The organism is Bartonella sp. HY761 (assembly GCF_026743145.1).
GTDB lineage: Bacteria > Pseudomonadota > Alphaproteobacteria > Rhizobiales > Rhizobiaceae > HY038.
On sequence record NZ_CP104887.1, the window covers coordinates 3,148,682 to 3,173,683 of the forward strand.

The window sequence follows — 25,002 nt, forward strand, 5'->3', positions numbered from 1 at the left end:
TTCATTGCAACTAAAGGCTGGTATTTTATTCCTGTCTTTCTTATGTAATCCCTGTAGTAACTACAGGTTCAAGAGGAAAAATGACCATGCGGCAAAATTCTATTGGCGAACTGGCAAAACGCACTGGCTGCAATATCGAAACCATTCGCTATTATGAAAAAATTGGTCTTTTAGATGAAGCACAACGTACCAGCGGCAACCAACGCCGCTATGACGAAACGCATTACAACCGCCTGCTTTTCATCCTTCATGCACGTGAGCTTGGCTTTTCGATAGAAGCAATAAGGCAGTTGATTAAATTGTCAAAACATCCAGAGCAACCCTGCGGTGAAGCCGATCACATTGCTGTGACCCAATTGCAAGCGGTGCGTCAACGCATTGAACGGTTAAAATTATTGGAAAAAGAACTGGTTCGCATGACTGAAAAATGTGAAAACCACACCATTCATGATTGCCGCGTTATTGAAACCCTTGCCGCTTGTGGTGATTGTTTTGGCGATCATCACCGAAAATAAAAACGCAAATAAAATATATAAAGCATCTTATTGTAACGAGTTGTGAAAAGCTTGAATGGACATTATGCTTGTATTTATATAGTTTTGCGCTATTTTACCGTTTTTATAATATAATAGGTTCTAACCCTAAAAAAACTATCAATAAAGCAGTATTTTTCTGCCCTACTGATACTTGCAAGGAACGTTCTAAACCCCATGACCTTATCTATTACCACTTGGAATATTAATTCGGTGCGGTTGCGCGAAAATATCGTGCTTGATTTTTTAAACCAAGAAAAACCTGATATTTTATGCTTACAGGAAACAAAATGTCCTGATGATGCCTTTCCGTCTAAAAATTTTAAGGCTGCCGGCTATGAATATATGGCGATTAGTGGCCAAAAAGGCTATCATGGTGTCGCAATTCTATCACGCTTACCATTGAGTGATATGAAAACAAGGCTTTTCTGTACTATTGATGACCGTCGTTATGTGTCGGTAGTTTTTGAAGCAGGTAATAAGAAAATTCGGCTGCATAATTTTTATGTACCTGCTGGTGGTGACGAACCTGATCCCGAAATTAACCCCAAATTTGCTCATAAGCTTGCTTTTTTAGAAGAAATGTTAGCGATCCGCGCTGATGAAAATGATGGTATATCTTCCATTTTAGTGGGTGATTTGAATATTGCTCCCCTTGAAAACGATGTTTGGTCGCATAAGCAATTGTTAAAAATTGTTAGCCATACGCCGATCGAGGTTGAAGGGCTGAATAAAGTGCTTCATCAAGGTGCTTGGGTCGATTTAATGCGTGAAATCATTCCGCCTGAAGATAAGCTTTACACTTGGTGGAGCTATCGCGCTAAAGATTGGCAAGCTGCTAATCGAGGCCGCCGTCTTGACCACATTTGGGGTTCAAAAGATCTGGTTAGCCATTTAAAGGCGATAGATATTAAAACAGAAGCACGCGGCTGGGAAAAACCATCTGACCATGTTCCGGTAACCGCGCGTTTTGACATTTAGTCTTTTCGTTATTCCAACGTTAAAGGGGCCGTAATAACGGCTCTTTTTTTATATTTCAAAACGGATTTTTTAACATAGTATAAAATTAGCTTTTTGCTAACCAAACATTTATTTAAATTAAAAACATAATTGATTAACCTTAGCCATTAAGTTTCCTGATAATATTTATCTTTATAAGCTTTAATACATACCCTGTTGGGGAGGGTATTTGAGCCATTTCAATTTATAAAGTTGAAATGTGCTATTTTTTGTTGAAGTAATGAGGGTTATAATGGCAGGACGTTGGGCAGATTGCTGGAATGAACAAAGTGAGCATATGCATGAATTGCGATTGGATCCTTGCCATTTGCCACAAAAAATTGCCTTTCACGGTCAAAATACAGTATTTTGTGGCACATTGACCGAAAATACTATTATTGTGCAGCAAGATAACAGTGCAGCTAATAGCGCTTTACCACAAGATAGCAATGTCATTAAAATTATTCCGCTATCCTCTTATTACGGTGTGAGCGCCCATCGTTTAAAGGGCGGTAAAAATGATAATTTATTGGCATTGATGCTGGTGCATAAAGACCCTAGCCTTTCTATTCCTTTGTTGATTTCTGATAATTATGATGACGTGCTATTGGATTGGCGGCTATGGGCTGATCTTTATAATTTACCAATGATGGTGATTGACGAATTTGATGAATTACGCCCGGTTCGTGAATGTGCGCCGCTTGATTATTTTTTGCGTGAATATGCACCCTTGCAATCTTTGTTAACAGACAAAACAACAAAAGGCAAAAAGCGCTTTCAATTGCGGTTACCTAATAGGCGGTTGAAATTACGCTTGAAACTTTCTAACCGGCTTATTCTCGTTTAATTTTATGCTTTTGCATGAACCCAAGGCTGTTTGGTTAGTGTTTGGGCAATATGGTCGATAAGGGCTTGCACCCGATGTGGTCTTTTACGCCCTGGCGGTGTCACAATATGCAGCATTAATGGCTTGATGTGCCAATCATCCAATGCTGTTTGTAAGCTACCATTTTGCAACTCATCCCAAACTAGAAATTCTGGTTGGAGTGCAACACCCAATCCAGCAAGTAAAGCAGGAGTTAAAGCTTCAGCATTATTAGCTTGCATTTGCGCCTTGGTTATTTGGGTAAATTCACCATGCTCTTTATGAACAAAACTCCAACCTTTTTTACCAAAATTATAGGCATATTTAAATGTCTTATGGTTGGCAAGATCACGCGGATGCTCGAGCTTACCATGATTGGCAAAATAACTTGGTGAACCAACCAGAAGAATGCGCACGGAACAAAGACTGCGGATAATAAGGCTTGAATCAACCATATTGGCAATCCGTAAAGAAAGGTCGATTTTATCCTCAATAAGATCAATCTGCTTATCGGAATAATCCGCGTCAATTTCAACATCTTGGTGTTGCATCAAAAAATCGGCAAGGATGGGTGCTACATATTTAACCCCAAAGGAAATTGGCAACGAAATACGTATGCGGCCACGTAAACTTGTTGCTTGCTCGCTTATTTCTTCTTCAATTGCATGACCATTTTCAAGAATAGCGATGGCACGCTCTAATGCGGCATATCCAGCCTCGGTTAAAGAAATTGCCCGTGATGTGCGTTGCACCAACATGACATTTAACCGCGTCTCTAAACGGGAAATTGCCTTGGAAACGGTTGCTTGTGAAAGGTTAAGCTCGGAGGCTGCCTTAGCAAAAGATCCCATTTCCGCAACTTTGGCAAATATTGCCCATCCTTCTAAATCGGGTAATATTGTTGCCATGCCTTTGATCCCATGCCTTTGATCCTATGCCTATCAATGCTGTTTTAAGCTCACTACACATGCATAAAGCATCTTTGAATATTTGCAAATGAGATATCAAAATTGGAAAGTTTGTTATTCTGCTTTGCTCATTCTCAACTAGGAGGCCATAGCTTATATTCCTCATTAATCAGAATAGAATTTATCAAGGAACGAGACAATGATTGAACATAGACCTTTTAAAGACCTTGGCGCAGCAAATCATGGCTGGCTTAATGCCAAGCATCATTTTTCATTTGCCAATTATCATGACCGTAATCGCATGCATTGGGGTAAATTACGGGTATGGAATGATGATATAATTGCGGCTGGAACTGGTTTTCCAGCCCATCCCCATAATGATATGGAAATTATCACCTATGTGCGTGAAGGGGCAATTTCTCATGAAGATAGCCTTGGCAATAAAGGCCGCACTGTTGCGGGCGATGTGCAAGTGATGAGTGCTGGAACGGGTATCCAACATTCAGAATATAATAACGAAAATGAAGATACAAAAATATTTCAGATCTGGATTTTCCCCGACAAAAAAGGTGAAAAACCCTCTTGGGGCACGAAGCCTTTTCCAAAGGGCGAGCGTTCAGGACAATTTGTGGTGTTAGCAAGTGGCTTTGATAGTGATAGCGATGCTTTGCCTATTCGTACCAATGGCCGCGTATTGGGAGCAACATTAAAAAAGGGCGAAAGCGTTGACTATCACTTTGCTGATAATAGCCGCTTTGGCTATCTAGTTCCAGCCAAGGGCAAGGTGGAAATTAACACGATTGCAATCAATACCGGTGATGGCGCCGCAATTAGCAATGAAGACACAATTAGGGTCACAGCCTTGGAAGATGCAGAGCTTGTTTTAGTCGATGCCGGTACTATGTAAGCCTTTAAAGCCAAAGCCATTTGGGTAAAATTTTGGTGCAGTTGCTATGCTTAATAACAACTACACCAAAAAGGTACGACCATTTGCATGCTAGTTTTTTAAGATACTCGTAGTGTCCGATCTTGAAGCATTTTTAATTCAATAAAATACCTAGCGACCCAATTTGCTTTTCATTTCATTTATTTCTTTAGTCAGTTTTTCCATGACAGAATTAATCCGGGTATCGTCGGCTAATGTGTTCAAATAGGGCTTATGAAAGCGCCAAGTCGTTCCATAACCATCCACTTTTAGGCGTTTCCATTTGCTTAAAAGTTCATTTGCTTCCGATTTTAATTTGGCAAAATTACTTGTACAAATATCATCACGCATCAAATTATACATCGCCCCTTTATTCGCATCAATTTTACGATATTCGTCGCTCAAAGCTTTGTGTTCATTACAAGTGGCTCGTAATTGCGGTAAGCGTGTATCGAGTGAAGTTACAAAGGCCGCATATTGATCGCGCGCTTGTTTTAATTCGGCAATTGCTTTTTGCTTAGCTTCATTTTCCGCTTCAAGTTGGCGCTGCTTTTCGATTTCGCGCTTTCTTTCTTGTTCTTGCCGTTCTTTTTCGCTCTGTTCTTCGAACTTTTTGTTTTGTTCAACTCGGTATTGATCTGAGGCAGCAATACTAACTCCATGAAGCTTATAGACACGTTCTGTCAATTCCTTGCTTTCAAAATCCTTCATTTTAAAACCAATGACATTGATGTCTTTATCATTCACCAAGCCTAATAGAAATCCTTGACAATCTACACGCATCATATCAGCCCATTCTTTTGGTGGTTTTTCAAAGCCATCAAAACTTGCATTGGATAAAATGGCAAGGCATTCTACTGTTGACATTGGTATCACCGGAGGCCCACCAAATCTTCCATTCATGCCCATTGGATTATGAGAAAAAAACTCGATAAGCTGCTCATCTGTGGCTTCTGGTAAAGAATTACAACCGTATAATGCAAAGGGCAACAAGGTAACAATGATAGATTTCTTAAGAAATTTACTATTTATTTTAATCATTACTTATATCCCACATAAAAACATAATTCTAATGAATTTTAAATTATTTATTACAAAAAATAAAGATTAAATATTATTTTATATTTACGTTATAGAATATATAATCTAAAATTATAAATTCATGTAAAACTATATATTTTTAGCTTTAAAAATCAATATATATTGGGGGAGCAATAAATAATATCACGGCTAATATCGCTAAGACTTGCGCAACCGCAAAGCGCCATAGAAATTTCAAGTTCGGTCTGTAATAGAGTTAGCACATGGACAACTCCCACCATGCCGGCAACGCCAAGGCCATATAATATTGGCCGACCAAGTAGCACTGCATTTGCACCAAGCGCCAGTGCTTTAACAATATCGCTGCCACGGCGGATAGAACCATCAAGCAAAATCGGTACTTGTCCTGCTACTTGCTTGGCAATTAATGGCAAAACGGTAATTGTGGCCGGTACACTATCAAGCGCACGCCCCCCGTGATTGGAAATAATAATGCCGCGACAACCAGCATCAATTGCCATTTGTGCGTCTTGCGGGTGTAAAATTCCTTTAACATAAACAGGTATTTGGGCATGATTGCATAGCATTTGCAAAAAATCCCAATCGGCTGCATCATCAAGCATGCCTTGAAAAACTGGACTTCCTGCGTTTTTTGCAATGAATTCTTCTTCGCCATAGGGCGCAAGATTTACCGATTTTATATGCTTGGGCAATTGAAACCCCGCGCGCATTTCGCAATTGCGCACCCCGCTCACTGGCGTATCAACGGTTAAAACAATAGCTTTATAACCAGCATTTTGAGCGCGATCAACAAGGTCGAGATTGTCATTGATATTTTTGCGCTTATAGAGCTGAAAAAAATATAAATTAGGCGCACTCGCTGCTACGCTTTCTAAGCTGCAACTTGCTTGTGTGCTGACACAAAATGGCGTTTTGGTTAAAGAAGCAGCTTGAGCTGTTGTAATTTCGCCATTAATATCAACTAATTGATGATGGGCCATAGGAGCAATAATAACGGGTGATGGTAGTGAAAACCCACCAAATACACAATTGGTATTGGCATTTTTTAAGCTTTTTAACACACGCGGCCAAAGCGAAAGCTTATCAAAAGCATGACGATTATTGTGATAGGTAATGCCATCAGCGCCATAGCCATTAATATAGCCAAGAATATCGGCAGGCATTTTTTCACAAAAATAACGCTCATAGTCATAAAGAGAAACTGCGTCATGAGGAATGACTGTCATTTTTATTGGCTTCCTATCACTTATTTTTCAATTTGGTAATTAGCAATCAGCGCGGCAGCCTTTTGCGCAATGGCCCGTAACTGCGAATTGCTATGATGGTCAAAGAGCTTTACCAAGGTTTGACAATAATCGTCATTTTGATGATTTAACGATGTTTCAAGCCAAGAAAAAGCCTCATCAGGTTGGTTGTTGGCTAAAAGCATGCGGGCATGGTTAAAACAGCCCCAACAATCGCCGTGTTCTGCCCCCTGGCGAAAGTAATTGCTAGCAACATTGATATCTTGGGGAATGATCGCGCCTTCTTCATAAAAAAGGCCAAGCATATTAAAAGATTTTGGGTTTTTCTTTAGCGCTGCTTGGCTATATAGTTCAAAAGCCTTTTGTTCATCTTTTTGAACGCCGTCACCACGGCGATAAAGATCAGCTAAATTAAACATCGCCCAATCATCACCAAGAGTGGCCGCTTTTGAAAAATAATGGGCAGCTTGGTTAAAATTTTGGTCAATGCCCCAACCATGTTCAAAGCAGCGCCCTAACATATTGATGGCTTCTATATTACCTTGGGCGGCAGCTTTGCCAAACCATGCAAAGGCTTCCGTTTGTTTTTTTTCAACACCAAGACCCAATAGTAAAATACGGGCAAATTGAACTTGCGCTTTTGCTTTGCCCTGTTCAGCAAGACGCATGGCATGAAGAGCTGCTTCATTGGTCTTTAACTGCGCTTCCCAGTCGCTAATTTTTAGTAAGGGTTGGCGTAGTAAAAAAATATGAGCATCAGGAAGAGGTGCGCTAGCTTGATTGCTCGTATTCACCCCCTGCGGCAAAAGCATTTTATCAAGCAGTTTTGCAGGCCATTGGCGAATGGGCGACATGAAATTGCACCTTTAATTTAAATTGGTGAAACTATGCCAGCCTTGATTTAAAAGCCAAAGCTGGCATCATTGTTAAAGATCAGAATTTTGGCGCAAAAGGTTGTGATAAATATTCACAAGGCGCAAAATATCGGCATGGTCATCAGGCAAAATAGCGCGTAAATTGCGAATACTCATATCTAATTCATGCAATGTATCGCGCATGAATACATCACGAATTAAGGATTGTGTCCAGAAAAATGATGCCCAGCGCGATCCCTTGGTTACTTCTTCAACGCGGTGCAAGCTAATGGTTGGATAAACGATTGCATAGCCAGCAGGCAGTTTAATATGGCTTTCATTATGGCCATCAATAATCACCAATTCGCCGCCCTCATATTCTTCAGGCTCGGTTAGGAATATTGTTGTTGAAACATCTTGCCTTATGCGTGCGCCACTAGCGACGGATCGAAATGCGCCATCCACATGTTCGCCATAACGCATGCCAACATCATATCGATTGAACAATGGTGGAAAGACATGTTTTGGCATGGCTACTGAGTTAAAAATTGGATCACGGGCAAGGGCATTTAGAATAATCTCGCCTAGTTCTTTTGACTCATTGGAGCCTTGTGGTATTTGCAGATTGAACTTAACCTTTTTAGCTTGCTCGCCTGCGCTTGCTGCACCGTCAACCCATTGCGAGGCTTCCAATTTTTCGCGGCATAGCTTCACTTCTTCAGGAGTTAAAATATTGGGTATTTGTACAATCATATTACACCTTTTTCTCTCTTGGTTATATTTCAACTATGATGCTTTTTAATATATAGGCTCAGTAGAATTATTGTTTTTAGACAGCACAAAACCCACAAGGCCTTTACGGTCTTGCGGGGAGCATTACTATATAAGCCCAGCATAGATTTATGCCGAGACTTGATTTTAAGGTTGAATAGTCAAGCAGCCCTGTTTTATCGGAGCTGCTTATTGTTCATAGTGCTCAAGTGGCCCATGGCGTTGGAAAGCCTTTGACCAAAATCACATGATTAGAACTTGGCAGCAACACTCAAAGTGAATGACCGGCCAGATGAAGGAATGGCGCGCGCAGAAGAAGCTACTCGCCCGTAAAAGAAATTATCGTAGTTTAAGCGATTTGTAAGGTTATAAGCATTAGCGCTGATTTTCCATTTTTCATTTTCATAGGAAACAAGTGCATCCAATGTGAAGCTATGGGGCACACGAGCCAGACCATCACTACGAATTGCCATAGCATCACGATAGGTCATACCACCGCCAATGAGCAATTTGCCATCAAGATTTGCGATATGAGGTGCTAGATCATAAGTTGTCCAGATACTTGCAGCATTTTTTGCAACTTTACCAACGCTATTGCCAATAGTTTCAGTTTCCTCAGCATCAAGAACACGGCTCCATAAATAGGTATAGGAACCATAAACATTCCATTGCTCGGTAATATTGCCTGTTAAACCAGCTTCAAAACCACGAACACGTTCTTTGTCGCCAGAGAAGGTAAGTTCACCATCAGGATCAGAATGGATAGAATTATCCTTAGTTACCTGGAAAACAGCAGCGGTTAGACCAAGATTGCCATCAAAAAGATCAAGTTTGCCACCAACTTCCCAAAGTTCGCTTTTTTCAGGCTTCCAATCTGCCATGCCGCTCGAAACTGGGTTCACGTCAGAGGTAATATACTGCCCAGCTGGCAAATTCTTAGAAACCGAATAGGTTACATAATAATTTTGGCTTTTGGTTGGTTCCCAAATAAGCGAAGCTTTCGGGCTTGCATAATCTGCACTAGCAGAGGTAGATGTGATACCATTCGCACCAGTCAAATCATAATTGGTCTTTTGATGATCCCAACGAACACCACCCAAAATCGATAGCTGTTCGGTAAGCCAAACACGGTCACTTAAGAAAACAGCGAATGATCGTGAATTAGCATCCTTATAATTGGCAGCATTTGGAACAAGCTGATAATAGCTTGAGTCAAAATTTTCGGTCCAAAGGCTAGGTGCATGGGTTGCTTTGCTACCAATGTAGCGATAACCTTGACGCTCATCTTTTTGATACATCATATCAAGACCAAGCACTGCTTCATGGCGAAGTGCACCAGTTTCAAATTTAGCAATCGCTGTTGTTACATTTTGAATGCCCCAGCTTGTTTGATCATAGCTTGGGCCACCGCCAGCTCCAATGCCAAGAACCGGATTGCCACCTGCACCAAAAAGAGCTGCTGTACAACCGGCTGTTAGCCCACCAGAAGTGCCACAATTAACTGGTGTTGTGGTAAACCAGCGTGAGAAATGTGTATAGCGTGTATCATTTTTGATTGTTAACCAATCATTGATTTCATTGCTATAATTTGAAGTAACCATATGGATGTCAGACTTATCCTGATCGCTATGCTTACCGTAAAAATTCTTGCGTGGCACACCATATTCAGTCACAGGATAGAAGTAACCATTAGGCGTTTTAACGAATGGCACACCATAATCAGGGGTACGGTCATTATGTTGGAAGTAATAGTTTAAATGCCATGTCTGATTTGTACCAAGACCAAAACCAACTGATGCAGCTGCGCCCCAACGATCAGATGTGTTCTGATTGCGGTCAACAATATTCTGCCAATTGCCCATTAAATTAAAACGAACAGCGGTTGTATCATTGATTTGCTTGTTATAGTCGATTGTGCTGCGATAAAGTGGGCCATTGCCAACTGTACCTTCAACTTTACCAAAAGTACCAAGGCGAGCCTTTTTAGAAACAGTATTGATCGCACCACCGGTTGTACCAACGCCAAAATTCTCGCCGTTAGGGCCTTTAAATACCTGAACTTGCTCCATGTTAAAGCTGTCACGAACATAAACACCGAAATCGCGCAAACCGTCCTGATAAGTATCACCCAAGGTTTCAAAACCACGGATACTAAAACGATCACCATTCATACCGCCATTGCCTTCACCAGTGGTGACGGTGATGCCGGGAACATTACGCAAAGCTTGCTCAAGGGTTGTTACATTTTGCTCTTGCATAATGCGTTCTGGAACAGTGTTGACTGTTTGCGGAACTTCGCGAACGCTTCCTGGCATACGTGAAGAACCAGTTTGTGCATTATTGGTGTTAATACTGCCAGTGTCGCTGGTGATGGTTACTGTTTCAAGAACGGTAGAACCATTATTGGCGCCAACATTAGTATTGTTATTATTTGCATTGGTTGCGTTAGTATTTTGTGCTTGCGCTACTAGCGGCAAGGAGGTTAGCGTTGCTGCCAATCCTAGGCGCACAGCCATATTATTCACCAGTCGCGACTGGGCATAATCCTTTTTCTTCGGCATTATAGTCATAATTATTTCCCCTAAGCTAATTCATTTATCTATTTGCTAGCGATTCATGAGCCTATATGTCAAGATTAATTGTGGCGGGCTTGTAGCAAAATTATGACGGTTTCATTCAACTGTTGCGTAAATGAGACAATGTAAAACTGATAAGATGAAATTATCTGTTGATGACAATGATAATGCGGTCAATATTTAAACGTTGTCTTTTAGAACATATTGATAAATTTAGAAAAAATAATTTGGAAAATTGCAATAATGGTTTTGTGAAACACCAATAAAGTTCGCATAAATTATAATAGTGGGGCGTTTTTTAATTTTAAAAAAAGGCATTTCACGCTCTTAGAACGTTCGTTTAATTTGAATTTATATTATTCGTTCGCGTCCCTTTACGCAGCTATATTCGTCTTCAGTTAGGAATAAAAATGCGTCTTCATAGCAATTAAAGATTCTGTCAGCTTTAGGAGACTTCAATAAATCATAAATAATATATTCATCAATATTTTTTGTTTTTGTTAATAGTAGAATATAAGGTGGCATAAGTCCGTCATCGAACCATACTTCAAACCATTCGATATTTTTAACTGGCACGAACTTTTCCGTGTTTATCATGGTAAAAACTCTCGCTTATTTAAAACTATGTAAGCTCACCACATTCTAAATTGATATCAATAGAAACACTTTTATGTTGGTAGATGCAAGACAGAGAATTGGGGTAAGCCTATTCATTGAAAGAGAAAAGCACAATAAACTGCGGAATATACACGCTGGAAAGCGAAAAATTGGGGTTTACAGGATTGAGCGTTAAGCCGTTGTTTTGGTGTTCTGTTCAAGATGCACGTAAATTTTCATGATAATTTTGTCAAAGTGGCTTCAAAAACTTCATATTTTTTGGTGCTTCCTCTTCTCCTGCCCACAAAATCTCCTTATAAGATTTCGTTGAAATTAATTGGTCCTGCCCCTAGTTTGCTTTATTGACTTAAGACTACACTTATTATGGAACACGTCATGGAAAAAGAAATAATTGCCTTGCAATGCCGCATTACTGAGCAGGAAAAAATGATTGATGATTTATCAACTACATTGACCGAGCAATGGAAAATTATTGATGCCATGCAAAGAAAGCTCGATCGTTTAACCGAGCGTTTTTTAAATGTTGAAGAGCAAATACAGCCCTCTATTCCTATTACAAGGCCGCCGCATTACTAGTTTTTATATTAAGTTAAAGCACCACTTTTTACAAGATCATCTTGGCGTTTGCGTAATTTGGCAATCCACTGGTCTTCGCGTATGGTGGCGTTTTTATGGGTTATCAATTCACCTTGTTTAATTGGTGCAGTGACGCTCGCGCCTTCTAATAGACCGCAAGGAATTGCATCGTTTTTCTTGGCATCATCCATGGTCATAATATAAGCGCGATAGGTATAAAGACCAATAAAATCAAGCTTGTCGCCCGGCATAAGGTCTTTTTTGGCGACAGCACAAACTTCAGCAACTGGGCGCGGTAAAGGCACCATATCGGCTTTGCCATAAAGCATGACGCGGGCGCAAGTAAGTGGCACTTCCATAGCGGTTAAATGATAGGGGCGATGAAAAGTAAAATAAGGCCCCTCGCCTACTTTTAAATCTCGCAAGCGTTCATGAATACGTGGATGGTCCATTTTAGCCACCACAAAAACCCCAGGTGAAACGCCTTGGCCAATACTATAATCAACCACACCGCTTTTTTGTAAAATACCGCCATCGCTTTTTGGAATAAGCACGTTGCTTAATTCCTTTACGCTGGCTTTGGGGCCGTGCATGCCCGCACAATCAGGCACAAGGCCAGTTGCATTGGCAATGGCTGCCATTTCCACCATGGTTTTAGAACCATCGATAAATTCAACTAGCATGCGCACATTCATATCACGACGAGAAGCTTCTTCTTCATAATCATCGGGAACAGCATCAAATTTTAATGGATTATTTTTGCCCTTACCTGCAGCGACAATTGGATGACCAAGGGCGGACACAAATTCAATGAGCTCCATACAAGATGATGGCTCATCACCAGCGCCCAAACTATAAATTAAGCCACGCTTATCGGCTTCATATTTCAAATAGGGGCCAATTGTTACATCCGCTTCAACATTCATCATCACAAGATGCTTGTTGTTTTCAAGGGTTTTAATGCCAATTTCTGCGCCCGCTTCTGGATAACCGGTAGCATCAACAACGATATCAATAAGCTCGTTATTCAGCATTAAATCAAGATCACCGGTCGCTGCGGTAAGTCCAGCTTCAATGGCAGCGCTCATGGCAGTGTTATTTTCAACTTCCTTCGCGTGGCCCTTTTCTTGCCAAGCAATTTCAGCTGCTTGTATAACCTTTGATGGTGTGCGCGTTGCAACAGCTGCTACTTCAATACCATCCATTTGCGCGACGCCAGCTAAAAGATCGGTGCCCATTTCTCCACAACCAACAAGACCAATGCGGATAGGCTTGCCCGTTTTGGCGTGTTCTTTAAGATCACGGGCAAGACCGGTTAAGGCAACATTGCTGGTCATTTTTTAACTCCATGCGCTTTATTATATTTATAGAGGCGGACTTTGGCGGCCAATATTTTCAATTAACCCTTATTAGCACTATTATGGCAATATTAAACAAAGAAATGCATGAGTTATAGCAATTTTTATTCCCATATATCTTTGACATGACGTATAAAATGTGCAGCATCAAATATGTTAACGCGAGGGGACTAGATTGGATCAGCTGCAAAAATCCTTTATGCTAATTTTAGCAATAGTTTTAGGCGTATTTTTGTTTCATAACTATTTAGCAATATTTGGAAGTCTTGCAGATAATAAGCATGTATTTTCTATCCCCCTTGATATAGAAATATGGCAAATTCCAACACCGCTTTTCTTTATTATTACACTTATCGGTGCTGTTGTTTTAGCGTCTATCTCTGATTACTATTGCCGCAAGACTATTTTAGTGTTTAATGCGGTTTTTTTGCTGTTCTTGTCACTAATTATTTTTGTAATAGTGGAAGGATTTGTGCCTTTAAGTATTGCATCAATGATTATTAATCTAGCGAAAGTCACTATTTTTGCATTTTATTGTGCCGAGCTTGCAGTTTCTTTATCTTATCTCATTGAAACTAGTGATAAGGGATATCGTGCTTTTAGGGTAAGTTTCATCCTAACCGCTATTTATTTGAGTTTTTTTGAATTTTTACTAGTTCTATCGCTCACCATACCGCTTTTGGGAGCGCGTCTCGTATTTAATCACTATGCTTTCAATTGGCATAAATTTCAATTAAAACGGGTTTTATGTTTTAATCTTCTGCTTGATATTATTTATGCTTTACTACTTTTAGGCATTCCATTTTATCTACAAGACATTATCAAAATAGTCCTTGAAGATGTTTCCATTTGGCTTTTCTGTGCGATTTTAATGATTTTCTTGGTTGTTCTACGCATATTCTGCTTAAAAAAGCCAGATAGGGTCAAAAAAAGCAATCTTATCTCTTTGGATAGAATTGCGCCCATAGATTTAACTAAAAAAATAAAGCGCACCTTGGCATTTATCGGTCTTGCCCAATTTTTATTTCTATTACCTTTTGTTAGTTTGATAGTTTTATTTTATATTTTCAATAAATTCCAAAGTCCTATGGCAGATCGTTTCATGAATATGACAAATGTGATTTTGGTACTTTCAGCCCTTGGCTTTGCAAGACTATCTGATAATATTGGTCGCAAACCAGTTTTGACTTATAGCTTTTGGGTGAGTTTAAGTTTTATTGCCATTGGAATTATTCTGTTCTTAGCAATTTCGATTGATGATTATTATTTCATTGCTATTATGCTATTTTGGGCGTGGATTATTTTAGCCGGTTCTGCGTTATATGCAGTTTCGCCAGTTCTATTAGCGGAAAATTGTTCAGCCCAACAACGTGGGTTGATATTATCACTTATGTTGGCGATTTTGATATGCAGTGAATATTTACCCAACTGGATAAGTTTTGGCGAAGTTTTAGGTAATTTTATCAACTCGGCTTATTGGGCATGGCTCTGTTTTTCAGCCGTTTTTTTATTAAGTACGATAATAGGCTTTATTTCTACTTCAAAATTGCGCGAATATGCTTTTACAAAAGCGCAAAATCTGGGAATGATATAAAAATGCCCAGCTATAAAATATAGCTGGGCATTTTAAATTAAATAGTTAATTGATGTATATTAGATGTCGTCTTCATCATTAACGCCGCCAACAATAATGCCAGCAACATCATCATCTTCGTCATCATCGTCATCGGCCAAGAATGTGTCATCGTCATCGCCAAGATCAACATCATCATCGCCAAGATCTGGCAAATCGTCATCTTTGTCATCATCATCAAGTGAGATGAATTCTGGCTTTTCGAGAGCTGTATCAAGGCCTTCTTCTTCAGCTTCTTCTTCTTCGCCCTTAGCTTCAGCTGATGCTTCAAAATAAGAAAGGGGATAAGAAATTCCGGTATAAGGCGAAACAATAGGATCACGATTAAGATCGTAAAATTTCTTGCCTGTTTCAGGATCGATGCGTTTGGTGCCTAATTCAGGTTTTGCCATAAGCAAGCCTCTTAAAAGTTAAAGGGAACAATTTGTGTTGTATCTAGTGTATCACAAGCACAAAAAAACCCAGACTGCAATAATTTTACCAAAGCTTGTTTGTTTTTTTCAAATAAGCCCAATTGATTTTGCCTTTTGGCAAAGAGTTGGCTGTTGGTTAAGCGCAATTTTGATAATTTGTCAAAGATAAAAAATGATATTTTTATTATTCACAACAATGTTGGCAATCCTTATTGGATAAACTAACGCTTTTAATGGCAGATCGCCCATAAATGCTTATCGCTATTTTAATTTATGAACGTCTTTTTAAGCATTGCACTCAGCAGTTAAAATAGCTAACTTGCGCATTATTCTGTTTTCACTTCAATATAAAGCTTAAAACATCATGTCTTCAGATCTTAAACCCCTGCCAATGGTTTCCAATCAATGTCGTGCCCTGAAGGGTGAAGTGCATATTCCTGGCGATAAATCCATTTCGCATCGCTCTTTTATGTTTGGCGCGCTTGCTAGCGGCGAAACGCGTATTACTGGGCTTTTGGAAGGCGAAGATGTTTTAAATACTGGTAAAGCCTTTGCCGCTATGGGGGCAGAAATCAGGCGTGAAGGCGATGAATGGATTATTCACGGTACTGGCAATGGCGCATTATTAGAGCCGCAACAAGCATTAGATTTTGGCAATGCCGGTACTGGCGCCCGTCTTACCATGGGCTTGGTTGGCACTTATGACATGAAAACAAGTTTTATTGGCGATGCTTCTTTAAGTCGCCGGCCAATGGGACGTGTGCTTGATCCGCTACGCCTCATGGGGGTGCAAGTGGAAGCAAGTGAAGGCGATAAAATGCCTTTAACATTGATTGGCCCTAAAACGGCTAATCCTATTACCTATACAGTGCCCATGGCATCGGCGCAGGTTAAATCAGCTGTTCTTCTTGCTGGGCTTAATACTCCGGGCATTACAACGGTGATTGAGCCGGTGATGACCCGCGACCATACGGAAAAAATGCTGCTCGGTTTTGGTGCTGATCTTGAGGTGGAAATTGGCAATAATGGCGAGCGGATTATTCGCTTAGCAGGGCAAGGCAAATTAACCGGCCAAACCATAAAAGTACCGGGCGACCCCTCTTCGGCAGCTTTTCCCATTGTCGCGGCATTAATTGTTCCGGGTTCTGATATTATTATTCGCAATGTTTTGATGAATCCAACGCGAACTGGACTTATCACCACATTGTTGGAAATGGGCGCTAATATTGAATTAATGAATGAACGGCAAACCGGTGGCGAAGATGTTGCAGATTTGCGTGTGCGCTCGTCTGATTTGCGCGGCGTTACGGTTCCAGCTGAACGCGCACCATCGATGATTGACGAATATCCAGTTTTAAGCGTTGCAGCTTCCTTTGCGCAAGGGCGCACAATTATGCCCGGCTTGGAAGAATTGCGGGTTAAGGAATCTGATCGCCTTGCGGCCGTTGCAGCTGGTCTAAAAGCCAATAATGTTGTTTGCGAAGAGGGTGAAGATTACCTAATTGTTGAGGGCGTACCAGAAGGCAAAGGTCTTGGCGGCGGCAAAGTTGCAACTCATCTTGACCACCGTATTGCCATGAGCTTTCTTGTAATGGGTTGTGCGAGCCAAAAGCCGGTAAGTGTTGATGATAGTACAATGATTGCCACAAGTTTCCCTGAATTTATCACACTTATGGGCAATCTTGGAGCGGATTTAGAATGTCAGTAAATAACAATACAGAGAAAGAAGCTTTGATCATTGCCATTGATGGACCGGCTGCTTCTGGTAAGGGAACGCTGGCGCGAATGATTGCCGAGCATTATCACTTGCCGCATTTGGATACGGGGCTTACCTATCGCGCCGTTGCCCATAAAATGCTGGAAGATAATTTACCCCTTGATGATGAAGAAACGGTGATTAAGACTGCTGAAAGCGTTGACTTTTCAAAAATGGATAGGGCTATTTTATCGAATCACTTGATCGGTGAAGCTGCATCAAAAATAGCGGTTTTTCCAAAATTACGCCGTGCTTTGGTTAATGCACAGCGTCAATTTGCAAAAAATGGTGCGGGTGCTGTACTTGATGGCCGTGATATTGGCACCGTGGTTTGTCCTGATGCAACGGTCAAATTTTTTGTAACTGCTTTGGTTGAAGTGCGAGCAAAGCGGCGTTTTGACGAGATAGTCGCGCGTGGTGGCAGCGCAGATTTGAACCAAATTGAAGCGGATCTTATTGAACGTGATGCCCGTGATAGCAATAGAGATGAGGGACCGCTTAAACAAGCGCAAGATGCCTACTTGCTAGATACAACAAAATTGAGTATAGAAACAGCGTTTGTAACAGCATGCCAAGTGATTGATACATCATTATAGTTATTTCTTTTAAAGAAAGATTTTAAGATGTTTTATCTGGCTCGCTCATACACAATTTTTCCATGGTAGATCCTGCGCCGGTATCCATTTTATGGATCAAAGGATTTTTGCCATATTTGTTCAACACCAACCCCCGGCGCCTTGTGCTTTGAAATATCTAAAGCACATTCAGGAGTTTTTATGTCACTATCCAATCCAAGCACCGAAGATTTTGAAGCCCTATTAGCTGAATCTTTCCAGAAACAAGACCTTGCAGAAGGTAATGTTGTTAAGGGCCGCATCATCGCCATTGAAAAAGATATGGCTATCATTGATGCAGGTCTTAAAGTTGAAGGCCGTATTCCTTTAAAGGAATTTGGTTTAAAAGCTAAAGATGGCTCATTAAAGCCAGGCGATGAAGTAGAAGTTTACGTTGAGCGTATTGAAAACGCCATGGGTGAAGCTGTTCTTTCGCGCGAAAAAGCGCGCCGTGAAGAAAGCTGGATCCGTTTGGAAGAAAAATTCAATGCTGGTCAGCGCGTTGATGGTACAATCTTCAGTCAAGTTAAGGGTGGTTTCACCGTTGATCTTGATGGTGCGGTTGCCTTCTTGCCACGCAGCCAAGTTGACATTCGCCCAATCCGCGATGTTACACCTTTGATGCACAACCCACAGCCATTTGAAATCTTGAAAATGGACCGTCGCCGCGGCAATATCGTCGTGTCACGTCGTACCGTTCTTGAAGAAAGCCGTGCAGAACAACGCTCTGAAATCGTTCAGAACCTTGAAGAAGGTCAGGTTGTTGATGGTGTGGTCAAGAATATCACCGATTACGGTGCATTCGTTGATCTAGGTGGCATTGATGGCTTGTTGCATGTGACCGACATGGCATGGCGCCGTGTTAACCATCCTTCAGAAATCCTTACCATTGGCCAAACTGTCAAGGTACAGATTATCCGTATCAACCAAGATACTCATCGTATTTCACTCGGCATGAAGCAGCTTGAAAGCGATCCTTGGGATGGCATTGGTGCAAAATATCCAGTTGGCAAAAAGATCTCTGGCGCTGTTACCAACATCACTGATTATGGTGCATTTGTTGAAATCGAACCAGGTATTGAAGGTCTTATCCACGTTTCAGAAATGAGCTGGACCAAGAAAAACGTACATCCAGGTAAAATCCTTTCAACTTCGCAGGAAGTTGAAGTGGTTGTGTTGGAAGTTGATCCTGTTAAGCGTCGTATTTCACTTGGCCTCAAGCAAACTCTTGAAAACCCATGGAACGCATTTGCTGACAAATTCCCTGTTGGTACAATCGTTGAAGGCGAAGTTAAGAACAAGACTGAATTTGGTCTTTTCATCGGCCTTGAAGGCGATGTTGATGGCATGGTTCACCTTTCTGATCTTGATTGGAACCGTCCAGGCGAACAAGTTATCGAAGAATTCTCAAAGGGTGACACTGTAAAGGCTGTTGTTCTTGATGTTGATGTTGAGAAAGAACGTATTTCTCTTGGCATTAAACAGCTTTCTGAAGATAAAGTTGGCGAAGCTGCTGCTTCTGGCGATCTTCGTAAGAATGCCGTTGTAACTTGTGAAGTTACTGGCGTTCAAGAAACTGGTCTTGATGTGAAGCTTGTTGATCATGATCTTGATGCTTTCATTCGTCGTGCAGACCTTGCTCGTGACCGTGAAGAACAACGCCCAGAACGCTTCAGCGTTGGTCAGAAAATCGATGCTCGTGTAACAGCATTTGATAAGAAGACCCGTAAGATTTCAGTATCTATCAAGGCTCTTGAAATTGCTGAAGAAAAAGAAGCTGTTGCTCAATATGGTTCAGCAGATTCTGGTGCTTCTCTTGGCGATATTCTTGGCGCAGCTCTTAAGAAGCAAGACCAAGACTAATACTTGCCTTACATAAATATAAGAAAACCCGCTTTTTAGCGGGTTTTTTTGTGACGTTTTATTTGAAGTTTGTGTCGTAACGGCAGGTCGGTTCAAAGCGTTTTCCGAAAAGTGTGAAGCGGTTTTCGGACAAAAAACGCGGTGTAAACAATGGATTAGAGCGCCGATCTGATCCAATCAGATCAGCACTCTAAGCTATGCTTGTATTTCGAGTGCTTCTGGAAATATATCGCCCAGCATAATCTCATACATTTGATCAATGTTTCTTGGTCCAATTGACCATTTATCCTCATCATCAAATTCAAATAACATTTGAAGACTACCATCATTCCTAATGACAGCTTTACACTTAAGCCATGGCTTATCACCTTCGACTTGCGTCAAGGCTCGAAATTGTCGCCAAAGATTTGAGATTTCGAGTTGGTAATCTCTAAAGCCGTAACTATAAAGAACTCTATTTTTATATAAAAAAGCTGCTCCACCGCCTTCTTCAAAAATAGCGCCTGCATAATCCCAATTATTAAAATTTCCCAGTTCTTCAGACGCGTATTCCCCTGCGCATCGAAACAAAATTTTTCCTATTTCAATTACCGTTTGTTCAGATGTCATTTCAGTCATTGTTTCCCTCGATTATAGGTAAAACTTACCATATGAATATTGTTTAAATAGATCTACATATAACAGGTGAAATTTTGTATTTAAAACTTTGATATTAAGCAATATTAAAGTCTTTTGTCCAAAACTAGTAAGATTTCATCCATTTACGGTAGAAATAGCGGTGTTTTAGTGGAATATAGAGATTTTTTGAAGGTGAGTTAATTAGATATCGAGATATGTATCGTCTATTAGGATGATTACAGCACGATATAAAATGAAGTGCGAGCAATTAATATTAAGTATAAAGGGAAAATCTTTTTAAAGAAAGTCAGGTAATATTTGATGAATTAAACAAATATGTGAGAATTTTGTCAATGGCAACCTATCCATATGAATTTCCATTAAATGATAGGCTTCTAAATCTGGTTTATCATCTTGACCGCGATGACCTTGCATGGCGTAAATATTGGTATGAAAAATTTCATTCAGGACTAACTTGACCGCAATAGGGAGTTTTTTATAAAATTGATACTACCTCGACTATGTTTATTATTTTTAAAAAAGTTAAGGTTCATTATCGAAATAATAATAGTCTTTTGGATCCTACCTTTAAAATCACAATTTCTAATGTAAAAATTAATTTTAAGCGAAGTTTACCTAATACTCAAAATAAAATGCATTGCTATTGTGTTTTGGTCATGTTCTAAATTTTATGTGGCTGCCAATTTAAAACATTAATGAAGCGGATTTGTTTTAGTGGTTTTATTAAGGTTTAAAGCTGTTATGTTTCGTAAACATGCTTTTAAGTAGCGTTATTTAAGAAACAATATAGGAGCGCTTCTATGCGCTATGTTTATTTAACCATTGGTTTTATATTTGTTGCATTGGGGTTTATTGGCGTTTGGCTTCCTGTTATGCCAACGGTGCCATTTTTAATCGTTGCAGCTTGGTGCTTTTCACGCTCATCACCACGTTTTAGCCGCTGGCTTTACAACCAACCTGTGTTTGGCCCCATGCTTCGTGATTGGGAAGAGCGTGGTGCGATCAATCCAAAAGCTAAAATAATAGCCGCAGTGAGCATGGTGGTTGGCTTTGGCATGTTTTATTTTTTAGTAAAACCAGATCTACTTTGGCTAATTATTGTCGCAGTTATTTTTATCGCAAGCGCGGCTTTTGTTTTGTCGCGGCCAAATCGTTAAAACTACCACTTTAGATTTTGGTATTTCAAGCAATTATATCTGCAAATAAAAACGAAGCAGACTAGAATAGCTGCTTCGCAATTAAAAAATACAAATTATCAAAATACTCGATTAAATACAAAAATATTACAACTATTGATTATTGTACCAATCATCAATGTCTTTTTTAGCTTGATCTTTGGCAATGCCATAACGTTCTTGTATTATGCCTTCAAGCTGATCTCTTTTGCCATTGATTTTATCAAGATCGTCATCGGTCAAGTCGCCCCACTTTTCTTTGGCCTTACCTTTAAATTGTTTCCAATTGCCTTCGATACGGTTCCAATCCATTTTGGGTTTCCTTTAAATTAAAATTGACTGTGAAATAAGCTACTAAAATACAAAACGCTTTGCGTGATTTGTACGTTAATAAATCTTACTTGCCCCAACGACCTTCATATTTAAATTCTGGTGCTTTTTCCAAAAGCTCTTTGGTAGTATCCATTTTTGCCCACCACTTTTTGTCGCTTTCTGAATAGGTAATTTTAACCGACAATGGTGATACGATAACATATTTTTCGCCAACGCCGAGGAAACCACCGACCGAGACGATATAACCGGTAAGAACATCATCATTAATAATAACGTCTTCTATCTTACCAATATTTTCATCCTTATGATTGGTAATATCTAAGCCTAAAATATTACTGGTGATAATACTGGTAGGATTTGCTGTGACGAAAACTTCCTGCACAATAGGTGCACTATGCACCAAAGCAACGGAACTCAATAGGGTGGTGCCTGCAGCAACTAGTGTAAATAGACGCATAATAGTACTCCATTTTATTAAATTCTTGACTACATTAGATACAACTAATTTAAAGGCTATTTGGTTCCAATATAAATTAAAAATTTGAAGAAAATTGCATTTTGCGTCATATTACTGTTTTAATTATTAATAATTTCAGTGAGTTGTAGACCATTTGGGTAAGCTGTTTAAAATACCGTTGGTTCATTTTTAGGCTATATTGCGGCTGTAAAATGCGATAATTAAAACTTATAATAAGGTAATTTGAAATTATGATTTTTTTTAATGCATTTCTTAATGAAGTGCCTGTTGGGTGGGAGAATTTATATGCGTCCTAAAATTATTTGTCATATGGTGAGTTCCATTGATGGTCGGTTGCAAACCGATTATTATTCTAAGACTAAAGAGCCAATGGATGTGCCAGAATTATTGCGTATTTATCATGATGTAGGGCATAAATTTCATGCCGACGGCTTTATCATGGGACGCGCTACCACCGAGGAAATGTTGGGTGATGGCATTAAAATGGCGGTTCCTACCGATATAACCGCCAAAGCGAATGAAGATTTTTATGTGCCGCGTGATGGTTCACCATTGATGATTGTTGTCGATCGCCACGGCAAAGTGCATTATCCAAGTAATAAAATTGAAGGCGCACAAGTTGTAACAATTATTGCTGAGGGCGCAGATATTAATTATCTTGCCGCTTTGCAGCAACTCAATATTTCTTATATTTTTGCGGGAAAAGATGGTAATGATGTTAATCTTGCTTTGCAAAAAATTAAACGCTATTTCAATGTGCGTAGCCTACTTCTTGAAGGGGGCGCCGTGCTTAATGGCGGCTTTTTTGGTGCAGATGCAATTGATGCTTATAGCATTATGGTTTATCCTGCTATCTACGGTAAATCGGGCGCTCCATCAATTATGGAGTATATGGGCGATGATATTGCCAAAATTAACCAAGGCTTTTACCTGCAATTAAGCCATGTTGAGCAAATTGAACGTGATTTCGTTTGGCTTTGCTATGATGTTATTCGTGATGAAAAATCATAGTAGTTACGCTATTTTTTTTAAACTACCAGTTTTAGCGTAAATAGAAGCGTGTTTAGCATGGTTAAATGTTTCACATGAAACAAATAAAAAATCCCGAAGATGGTTAGCTTCGGGATTTTCAATATTTTTAAAGATATGAAATTATTATACGTGCTGGCCGCCATTAACGTGGATTTCTGACCCCGTTACATAGGAAGCTTCACTGCCGCATAAATAATAAATGGTATCAGCAACTTCCGCAGGAAGCCCCAGACGGCGCATAGGCAATTGTTCCACCAGCTTTTCAGTACCCGGTGACAAGATAGATGTATCAATTTCACCCGGCGCAATGGCATTAACCCTTATGCCATGGGGGCCAAAATCAGATGCCATTTCACGGGTAAGGCCAGCAAGGGCTGCTTTAGAAGTTGCATAGGCGGTACCAGCAAAAGGGTGCACTCGGCTACCAGCAATTGAAGTTACATTGACAATTGCACCCTTGGCGGCCTTTAATTCATTGAAAAGACCGCGTGCTAGCATAATTGGCGCATAAAAATTAACTTGGAAGACGGCACGCCAAATTTGCATATTGGTTTCAATAGAATTGAGGCGTTTACCACCCTCCCCCTTGGGAGAAATGCCAGCATTATTAACCAAAGCATGCAACACGCTGCCTTCTGCTTCTAAACGGCGGCGGATTTCTGAAATAGCACGCCCAACATCTTCAGCATCGGCAAGGTTTACCTTGATATGATCTTCTGGCCCAGCTGGCCAAGGGCAATTATCGGCAAAATCTTGCCGTGAGCAGGTGATAACCCGCCAACCGGCATGGGAAAAACGCTTGACCGTGGCATGACCAATGCCGCGACTTGCACCAGTTAAAACAAGAGTTTTTCGTGCTGAATTTTCCATATATTCCTCAATTTACGCTAAATAGCGATAATAATTCTATTGCACCAATATTTTTTGGTTGGTAGTTGATGCTAACTTCTTTAAAACAAGTTATAGCGAAAATGGTTGCGCTGCAATCGAATTATAATTGGCTGCGACAATATGAAAACTTGCTTATTTCATGCGCTAACTGAAAAAGATTTGGACAAATAACATGATGGATAAACAAGCCATTTATCGTGTAATGGCAGCGCGGCGCGATGTACGCGATGAATTTTTGCCAAAGCCGATCGATGATGCAACCTTGATGCGGATTTTATCGGCAGCCCATCTTGCGCCATCAGTGGGCTTTCAGCAACCGTGGAACTTTTTGCTTATCCGCGACCTTGCCCGCCGACAAGCTGTCCAAAATATTTTTAAATTAGCCAATGAAGAAGAAGCTGAAGTTTTTAGCGGTGAACGGCAAAGCCTTTATCGGCAATTGAAACTTGAAGGCATTGTCAAAGCGCCGCTTAATATTTGCGTTACTTGCGATACTAAGCGCGATGGGACAAGCGGCATTGGCCGGTATCATAACCCGCAAATGTCGCAATTTAGCACCGTTTGCGCCGTGCAAAACCTTTGGCTTGCAGCACGCGCCGAAAATATTGGTGTTGGCTGGGTATCAATTTATCATGAAGCGAAGTTACGGCAATTATTGAAAATTCCAGAAAATATCGAAATTATCGCTTATCTTTGTCTCGGCTATGTGGAATTTTTCTATGAAGAGCCAGAATTGCAATGTAAAGGTTGGCGTGATCGCTTGCCCTTGCAAGAATTGATTTTTAATGAGCAATGGGGCGATAAAAGCTAAATATAAGCCTTAAAATAGCCCTATGCATTATTTATGCAATGCTTTAACAATAAATATGAGCGATAATTTAAGGGG

25 protein-coding genes are annotated in these 25,002 nt (G+C 40.2%); 13 read left to right on the forward strand and 12 right to left on the reverse strand.

The window, feature by feature from the left end:
• Positions 1-86 precede the first annotated feature (86 nt).
• From N6A79_RS13515 to N6A79_RS13525, 3 genes are all read left to right on the forward strand, one after another.
• Positions 87-515 carry a MerR family transcriptional regulator gene (locus N6A79_RS13515; protein WP_268546346.1) on the forward strand — a complete coding sequence of 143 codons (429 nt, stop codon included), beginning with the start codon at positions 87-89 and terminating at the stop codon, positions 513-515.
• Positions 516-710: 195 nt separating this feature from the next.
• Positions 711-1,514, forward strand: a complete 804-nt coding sequence (xth, locus tag N6A79_RS13520; protein WP_268546347.1) for an exodeoxyribonuclease III — start codon at positions 711-713, stop codon at positions 1,512-1,514.
• Between the two features lie 271 nt (positions 1,515-1,785).
• Complete coding sequence (locus tag N6A79_RS13525; RefSeq protein ID WP_268546348.1) at positions 1,786-2,379, forward strand: DUF6101 family protein; 594 nt, start codon at positions 1,786-1,788, stop codon at positions 2,377-2,379.
• Between the two features lie 2 nt (positions 2,380-2,381).
• On the opposite strand, the gene N6A79_RS13530 is transcribed toward N6A79_RS13525, so the two are convergent.
• Positions 2,382-3,305, reverse strand: a complete 924-nt coding sequence (locus N6A79_RS13530) for a LysR family transcriptional regulator (protein WP_268546349.1) — start codon at positions 3,303-3,305, stop codon at positions 2,382-2,384.
• A 199-nt stretch (positions 3,306-3,504) separates the two neighbouring features.
• Here N6A79_RS13530 and N6A79_RS13535 point away from each other — a divergent pair, with 199 nt between their 5' ends.
• Positions 3,505-4,212 carry a pirin family protein gene (locus N6A79_RS13535; protein WP_268546350.1) on the forward strand — a complete coding sequence of 236 codons (708 nt, stop codon included), beginning with the start codon at positions 3,505-3,507 and terminating at the stop codon, positions 4,210-4,212.
• A gap of 150 nt (positions 4,213-4,362) precedes the next feature.
• Here N6A79_RS13535 and N6A79_RS13540 read toward each other — a convergent pair whose 3' ends face one another.
• The 5 genes from N6A79_RS13540 to N6A79_RS13560 form a co-directional block, all read right to left on the reverse strand.
• Positions 4,363-5,271, reverse strand: a complete 909-nt coding sequence (locus N6A79_RS13540) for a hypothetical protein (RefSeq protein ID WP_268546351.1) — start codon at positions 5,269-5,271, stop codon at positions 4,363-4,365.
• Between the two features lie 152 nt (positions 5,272-5,423).
• On the reverse strand, positions 5,424-6,518 hold the full coding sequence (locus tag N6A79_RS13545) for an alpha-hydroxy acid oxidase (protein ID WP_268546352.1): 1,095 nt from the start codon (positions 6,516-6,518) through the stop codon (positions 5,424-5,426).
• A 20-nt stretch (positions 6,519-6,538) separates the two neighbouring features.
• Positions 6,539-7,390: a tetratricopeptide repeat protein gene (locus N6A79_RS13550; protein ID WP_268546353.1), complete on the reverse strand. Its 852-nt coding sequence runs from the start codon at positions 7,388-7,390 to the stop codon at positions 6,539-6,541.
• 72 nt (positions 7,391-7,462) lie between these two features.
• On the reverse strand, positions 7,463-8,143 hold the full coding sequence (locus N6A79_RS13555) for a Fe2+-dependent dioxygenase (RefSeq protein WP_262079119.1): 681 nt from the start codon (positions 8,141-8,143) through the stop codon (positions 7,463-7,465).
• Between the two features lie 269 nt (positions 8,144-8,412).
• Positions 8,413-10,731 (reverse strand): TonB-dependent receptor, encoded by a 2,319-nt coding sequence (locus tag N6A79_RS13560; RefSeq protein ID WP_268546354.1) that lies wholly within the window; start codon positions 10,729-10,731, stop codon positions 8,413-8,415.
• A gap of 999 nt (positions 10,732-11,730) precedes the next feature.
• Here N6A79_RS13560 and N6A79_RS13565 point away from each other — a divergent pair.
• Positions 11,731-11,931: a SlyX family protein gene (locus N6A79_RS13565; protein WP_182418146.1), complete on the forward strand. Its 201-nt coding sequence runs from the start codon at positions 11,731-11,733 to the stop codon at positions 11,929-11,931.
• A gap of 8 nt (positions 11,932-11,939) precedes the next feature.
• Here the strand turns inward: N6A79_RS13565 and N6A79_RS13570 are convergent, their stop codons facing one another.
• Positions 11,940-13,268, reverse strand: a complete 1,329-nt coding sequence (locus N6A79_RS13570) for an NAD(P)H-dependent oxidoreductase (protein ID WP_268546355.1) — start codon at positions 13,266-13,268, stop codon at positions 11,940-11,942.
• 253 nt (positions 13,269-13,521) lie between these two features.
• Between N6A79_RS13570 and N6A79_RS13575 the strand changes: the two genes are divergently transcribed.
• Positions 13,522-14,883, forward strand: coding sequence for a hypothetical protein (locus tag N6A79_RS13575; protein ID WP_268546356.1), 1,362 nt, complete (start codon positions 13,522-13,524; stop codon positions 14,881-14,883).
• A 59-nt stretch (positions 14,884-14,942) separates the two neighbouring features.
• On the opposite strand, the gene N6A79_RS13580 is transcribed toward N6A79_RS13575, so the two are convergent.
• The gene (locus N6A79_RS13580) at positions 14,943-15,314 is read right to left on the reverse strand and encodes a TIGR02300 family protein (protein WP_182418149.1); all 372 of its coding nucleotides are present in this window, start codon (positions 15,312-15,314) and stop codon (positions 14,943-14,945) included.
• Positions 15,315-15,699: 385 nt separating this feature from the next.
• On the opposite strand from N6A79_RS13580, the gene aroA reads away from it, so the two are divergent.
• The 3 genes from aroA to rpsA all read left to right on the forward strand — a co-directional run bounded on the left by aroA (position 15,700) and on the right by rpsA (position 19,568).
• Positions 15,700-17,043: a 3-phosphoshikimate 1-carboxyvinyltransferase gene (gene aroA, locus N6A79_RS13585; protein WP_268546358.1), complete on the forward strand. Its 1,344-nt coding sequence runs from the start codon at positions 15,700-15,702 to the stop codon at positions 17,041-17,043.
• Complete coding sequence (gene cmk / locus N6A79_RS13590) at positions 17,034-17,687, forward strand: (d)CMP kinase (RefSeq protein WP_268546359.1); 654 nt, start codon at positions 17,034-17,036, stop codon at positions 17,685-17,687. The genes aroA and cmk overlap by 10 nt, the downstream gene beginning before the upstream one ends.
• Positions 17,688-17,867: 180 nt before the next feature.
• Positions 17,868-19,568, forward strand: coding sequence for a 30S ribosomal protein S1 (gene rpsA / locus N6A79_RS13595; RefSeq protein ID WP_182418152.1), 1,701 nt, complete (start codon positions 17,868-17,870; stop codon positions 19,566-19,568).
• A gap of 195 nt (positions 19,569-19,763) precedes the next feature.
• Here the strand turns inward: rpsA and N6A79_RS13600 are convergent, their stop codons facing one another.
• Complete coding sequence (locus tag N6A79_RS13600; RefSeq protein WP_268546360.1) at positions 19,764-20,186, reverse strand: hypothetical protein; 423 nt, start codon at positions 20,184-20,186, stop codon at positions 19,764-19,766.
• Between the two features lie 353 nt (positions 20,187-20,539).
• Between N6A79_RS13600 and N6A79_RS13605 the strand changes: the two genes are divergently transcribed.
• Both N6A79_RS13605 and N6A79_RS13610 read left to right on the forward strand, forming a co-directional pair.
• Complete coding sequence (locus N6A79_RS13605) at positions 20,540-20,665, forward strand: hypothetical protein (protein ID WP_262079128.1); 126 nt, start codon at positions 20,540-20,542, stop codon at positions 20,663-20,665.
• A gap of 342 nt (positions 20,666-21,007) precedes the next feature.
• A complete protein-coding gene (locus N6A79_RS13610) occupies positions 21,008-21,364 on the forward strand; it encodes a YbaN family protein (RefSeq protein ID WP_268546361.1) in 357 nt (118 codons plus the stop codon).
• A 132-nt stretch (positions 21,365-21,496) separates the two neighbouring features.
• Here the strand turns inward: N6A79_RS13610 and N6A79_RS13615 are convergent, their stop codons facing one another.
• Together N6A79_RS13615 and N6A79_RS13620 are read right to left on the reverse strand one after the other, a co-directional pair.
• Positions 21,497-21,694 carry a CsbD family protein gene (locus N6A79_RS13615; protein WP_182418155.1) on the reverse strand — a complete coding sequence of 66 codons (198 nt, stop codon included), beginning with the start codon at positions 21,692-21,694 and terminating at the stop codon, positions 21,497-21,499.
• 85 nt (positions 21,695-21,779) lie between these two features.
• Positions 21,780-22,172, reverse strand: coding sequence for a PRC-barrel domain-containing protein (locus tag N6A79_RS13620; protein ID WP_182418156.1), 393 nt, complete (start codon positions 22,170-22,172; stop codon positions 21,780-21,782).
• A 306-nt stretch (positions 22,173-22,478) separates the two neighbouring features.
• Here N6A79_RS13620 and N6A79_RS13625 point away from each other — a divergent pair, with 306 nt between their 5' ends.
• Positions 22,479-23,204, forward strand: a complete 726-nt coding sequence (locus N6A79_RS13625) for a RibD family protein (protein WP_268546362.1) — start codon at positions 22,479-22,481, stop codon at positions 23,202-23,204.
• Between the two features lie 144 nt (positions 23,205-23,348).
• Here the strand turns inward: N6A79_RS13625 and N6A79_RS13630 are convergent, their stop codons facing one another.
• Positions 23,349-24,095 (reverse strand): SDR family NAD(P)-dependent oxidoreductase, encoded by a 747-nt coding sequence (locus tag N6A79_RS13630; RefSeq protein ID WP_182418158.1) that lies wholly within the window; start codon positions 24,093-24,095, stop codon positions 23,349-23,351.
• A gap of 193 nt (positions 24,096-24,288) precedes the next feature.
• Between N6A79_RS13630 and bluB the strand changes: the two genes are divergently transcribed.
• Positions 24,289-24,927 (forward strand): 5,6-dimethylbenzimidazole synthase, encoded by a 639-nt coding sequence (bluB, locus tag N6A79_RS13635; protein WP_268546363.1) that lies wholly within the window; start codon positions 24,289-24,291, stop codon positions 24,925-24,927.
• Positions 24,928-25,002 lie beyond the last annotated feature (75 nt).